This window comes from bacterium, from assembly GCA_024228115.1.
Lineage (GTDB): Bacteria > Myxococcota_A > UBA9160 > UBA9160 > UBA6930.
The window spans coordinates 1-4,258 of the sequence record JAAETT010000098.1; the positions used below are offsets into that span (position 1 = coordinate 1).

Here is a 4,258-nt window from a genome sequence, read left to right on the forward strand (position 1 = left end):
CGGTCGAGCCGGGAGGGCGTTCGCCCTGGGTCAAGGACCTTTCGACCCGGAAGATCTGAATCGGAATCCGGAACGGCGGGCTGCGTCGCCCCCCGGCCAAATGATCAGATTTCTACGCTTCTGAGTGAGCGTCTACACTCAAGCCATCGCGCGCTCGATGGCCTCCCGCATCTCGCGGTGAAAGCGCGGGATCGAGAAGGCCTCCGCATGGGCGCGGATGGCCTTCGTCTCGAATTCGTCGCGGCGCGCCTCGAAGGTCCGGACAGCCTGCACCAGACCGGCGGCTGTCTGGGGCTGGAAGTGCACACCGGTCGGCGGGCGCCCGTGCTCATCGTCGAGGGGCACGACCGTCTCGCTGGCGCCGCCGGCACCGAACGCGATGACGGGCGCCCCGGTGGCCTGGGCTTCGACGGGGATGATCCCGAAATCTTCCTCCTGGGGGTACACCAGAGCGCGACAGCGTTGGTAGAGGCCGGTCAGCTCCGGGTCGGAGACCCGCCCGAGGAAGCGGATGTTTCCCGGGGCGTCGGCCTCGATGCCTTGTCGGGAGGGCCCATCGCCGGCGACGACGAGCGGCAGACCCAGTTCGCGAAAGGCATCAATGGCCAGACGTTCTCGTTTGTAGGGGACGAAACCGCCGACCATCAGGAAGAAATCCTCTCGCGGTTCGGGGCTCACAAGGAAACGATCCACGTCGACGGGTGGAAAGATGACGTCGGAATCGCGGCCGTAATGTCGACGGATGCGGTCCCGGATGGTTTCCGAGATCGCAATGAAGTGATGCACGCGGTCGGGGGTACTGGTGCGCACATCCCAACGGCGAAGGCCCGCGACCAATGGAGTGGCCAGTGTGCGGAATGCACCGGTGCCGAGATACGCATCGGCCTGATCCCAGACGTAGCGCATCGGCGTGAAGCAGTAACAGACGTGAATGGCGCCGGGCGGCGGCTGGATCCCTTTCGCAACCGCATGACTGCTGGAGAGCACGAGATCGGTGCCCGGCGGAACCCGCAGGCGTCCGATCGCCCACGGAAACAGGGGTAGCCACTTCCTGTAGTGCTTTGCGGCGCCGGGCCAACGCGAGAGTGGGCTCGCGGTCGTCGGCAGGGCCTCGATCTCTGGAGTGGTCGATCCCGGTACGTGGATCAACGTCAGCACCTCGGCCTGGGGAAAGAGCCGGGCATGCTCATGCAGGACCTTCTCCCCACCCCGGAGTCCGGTCAGCCAGTCGTGTACCAGGACCACCCGCATCGGGGCCAACCCTAGCGCTCCCGCGGTCCGTTCCTACCCCACGAGCGCTCTTGGATGAGGCCGCGCTTGCACGGCGGAGGGGAAGTCGCGACCGTCCCGCCGGATGATCTCGAACTGGTCCAATCTGGTCGCCCGGCGCGATCTGGTACGAGAGCTCACGCTCGCGCAGCTGCGCAGCGAGAGCCAGGAGACTCGCCTGGGTTGGCTCTTCTGGCTCGTCGACCCCCTGATCATGATGCTCATCTACTGGGGCGTCGTGGTCGGCATCTTCGGGAGGGGCGAGCAGTACACCCCCTATCCCGTGTTCATCTTGTGCGCGATGCTGCCTTGGAAGCACTTCACGAGCGCCATCAACGCTTCGGCGAAGATCCTCCGGGGGCGCGATGCGCTGATCAAATCGATCCCGTTCCCCACGATCGTCTTGCCCCTGACGATCGTGTTCGCCGGTTTCTCGAATTTCCTGTTCGGCACCGTCGTGTTGTTGGCCACCGCGGTCGCCTTCGATCGCCCGTTGGGCATGCCTCTTCTGCAGCTTCCCCTGCTGATGCTCCTGCAGCTGGTGGTCGTATGTGGCTTCAGCCTGGGGGTGGCCTGCTTCGGAGCGTTGGTGCGGGATCTCTCGGGTTTCATCGGCCACCTGACGCGCATCGGCTTCTATGTGTCCCCGGTCCTCTACGGCGTGGACATGGTCCAGGACCGCTTTCTCTCGGGGCCCCTCGGCAAGCTTCCCTTCGCCGAGTGGATTCCGACGCTGTACATGTTGAACCCCTTCGCGATCCTGTTTACGGGTTACCGCGAGGCCTTGTTCTACGGGCGCATGCTCGAACCCCAGTACTGGGCGTTGTTGACGGTCGAGGCCGCCATCCTGCTGTTCGGTGGCTGGCGCCTGTATCAGTATTTCGATCGCCGGGTGATCAAATTCCTATGAGTTCCCCGCTCGTCATCGACGTCAAGGATCTCGGCATCTTCTATCGGCTGCAGCAGCGCAGGCGGGTCGGTATCAAGAGCTTGCTCGTCGGCGGTGGTTTTCGCAGAGATGCGCCGCTCTTGTGGGCGTTGCGCGGCGTGTCCTTCCAATGCCACGAAGGCCAGATCCTGGGAGTCATCGGGGGCAATGGCGCGGGGAAGAGCACCTTATGTCTCGCGCTCTCCAAGATCCTGACGCCGGATGAGGGCAAGGTGAAGGTTCGCGGGGAAGTCTCGACGCTGCTCTCGCTCGGGGCCGGCTTCAATCGGGATCTCTCCGGGCGCGACAACATCTACCTGAATGCGGCCTTTCTCGGGCTTCCGCGACGCGTCATCGAAGGCAAGATGGAAGAGATCATCGAGTTCTCGGAGCTCGGTGAGTTCATCGATCAACCGATTCGCTTCTATTCATCGGGGATGAAATCGCGTCTCGGTTTCAGTGTGGCGGCAGCCCTGGATCCGGAGATCCTGATTCTCGATGAGGTGCTTTCGGTTGGCGACCGCGCCTTCCAGCGCAAGAGCCGCAAGCGCCTCAAGAGCATGATGGGTCGCAGTCGCGTGATCGTGCTCGTCTCTCACCAGGTCGCGTTCCTGCGAGAGCTCTGCACCCATTGCCTCTGGCTCGAAGGCGGCGAGCTGCGGGGCTTTGGCAAGGCCGACGAGGTGCTGGACAAGTACGTGGCGGCAAGTGGCGGGGCGGACGAAGCGGAAGTGAGCGCGTGAGCCTGGATCCGGGGGTTCCGCTCGTGCTCGTGGCGAGCGCCGTGTGGGATACCCCCGCGCCGGTCAATGTCCACCAGATCGCCCGACGGTTTGCGGCTCGCGGCCACCGCGTGCTGTTCGTGGAGTCCACCGGACTCAGGGCTCCCAAGGCCTCCTCGTCCCATGATGTGCAGCGCATCTGGGCCCGCTTTCGAAAGCTCAGCGCCGGGCCGCGGGAGGTCGCGCCGGGGCTCTTCGTGATGGGCCCGTTGGCGCTCCCAGGAAGCCGATCCCGCTGGGTTCGGTGGCTTTCGGGTTGGGCGCTCGGCGCTCAGGTCGCCCGGGCCGTGCGTCAGCTGAACATGGAACGTCCTCTCCTCTGGTCGTTCCTGCCGACGGGCCTGTTCGTGGCCGATCGGATTTCCCATCGGGCGCTCGTGTACCACTGTGTCGATGACTACGCCGGAAACCCGGGGGTCGATCCGGAGCAGATCGCCGCGCTCGAGACCCGCTTGCTCGAACGCGCAGACCTGGTCATGGCATCGAGCCCGGTGCTCGCGGAGAGGCTCGCCGAGCAGCGGGCGGAAGTCCGGCTCGCCGCCAACGTGGCCGATACTGCGCTCTTCTCCGAGGCCGTGGGAGTCGATCTTCCCGAGCCAGCGGACCTCCGTGCCTTGCCGCATCCACGGCTGTTGTACGTGGGGAATCTTGCGACCTATCGAATCGACCCGGCGCTTCTTGCGGCGGCCCTCGATGCGCTTCCGGACGCGGCGCTCGTGCTGGTCGGCGCAACCGGCCTGGGGGATGTGGCCGGTATGTCGCCCGCGCTTTCGGCACTTCTCGAGGATCCCAGAGTTCACGCGCTGGGCCCCCGGCCGCACCAGGAGCTGCCAGCCTGGATGCAGCACAGCGATGTCGCCTTGATCCCATTCCTCGACACGGCCCACACCCGAGGGAGCTTGCCCTTGAAATTGTGGGAGTATCTGGCGGCCGGCCTACCCGTGGTGGCCCGGGCCCTTCCGAACCTCGAAGGCCTGGAGCCGGACGGGGTCCGAACCGCGGGCACGCCTTCGGCTTTTGGCCGGGCTGTGGAGGCGGCGGCGGACGAGCCGCAGGCGGCGAGGGCTCCCCGCAGCCTCGGGGCCCGATCCCACGGCTGGGAAGCTCGTATCGAGACCCTGGTGGAGTGGCTCGGCGAGCTCTAGCCTGAACTATGCACGAAAGTTGGCTGAGAAGCTGGCTTTCCAATGTTTCAGCGTGCCGCGCGGCGATTGACGCTGACGGATCTCGTTTTGGGTGGTCGATGCCCATTCCGTGGCGCGAATGCGGAGTGTGCTTC

The 4,258-nt window shown here is 65.3% G+C and carries 4 protein-coding genes; 3 read left to right on the top strand and 1 reads right to left on the bottom strand.

Annotated elements, in window-relative coordinates:
• Positions 1–138: 138 nt before the first annotated feature.
• On the bottom strand, positions 139–1,251 hold the full coding sequence (locus tag GY937_05110) for a glycosyltransferase family 4 protein (GenBank protein ID MCP5056090.1): 1,113 nt from the start codon (positions 1,249–1,251) through the stop codon (positions 139–141).
• Between the two features lie 103 nt (positions 1,252–1,354).
• Between GY937_05110 and GY937_05115 the strand changes: the two genes are divergently transcribed.
• Genes GY937_05115 through GY937_05125 form a run of 3 tightly spaced genes read left to right on the top strand, consistent with a single transcriptional unit; the run spans position 1,355 to position 4,124 of the window.
• Positions 1,355–2,179 (top strand): ABC transporter permease, encoded by an 825-nt coding sequence (locus GY937_05115; GenBank protein MCP5056091.1) that lies wholly within the window; start codon positions 1,355–1,357, stop codon positions 2,177–2,179.
• Positions 2,176–2,940: an ABC transporter ATP-binding protein gene (locus GY937_05120; protein MCP5056092.1), complete on the top strand. Its 765-nt coding sequence runs from the start codon at positions 2,176–2,178 to the stop codon at positions 2,938–2,940. The genes GY937_05115 and GY937_05120 overlap by 4 nt, the downstream gene beginning before the upstream one ends.
• Complete coding sequence (locus GY937_05125) at positions 2,937–4,124, top strand: glycosyltransferase family 1 protein (GenBank protein MCP5056093.1); 1,188 nt, start codon at positions 2,937–2,939, stop codon at positions 4,122–4,124. The genes GY937_05120 and GY937_05125 overlap by 4 nt, the downstream gene beginning before the upstream one ends.
• Positions 4,125–4,258 lie beyond the last annotated feature (134 nt).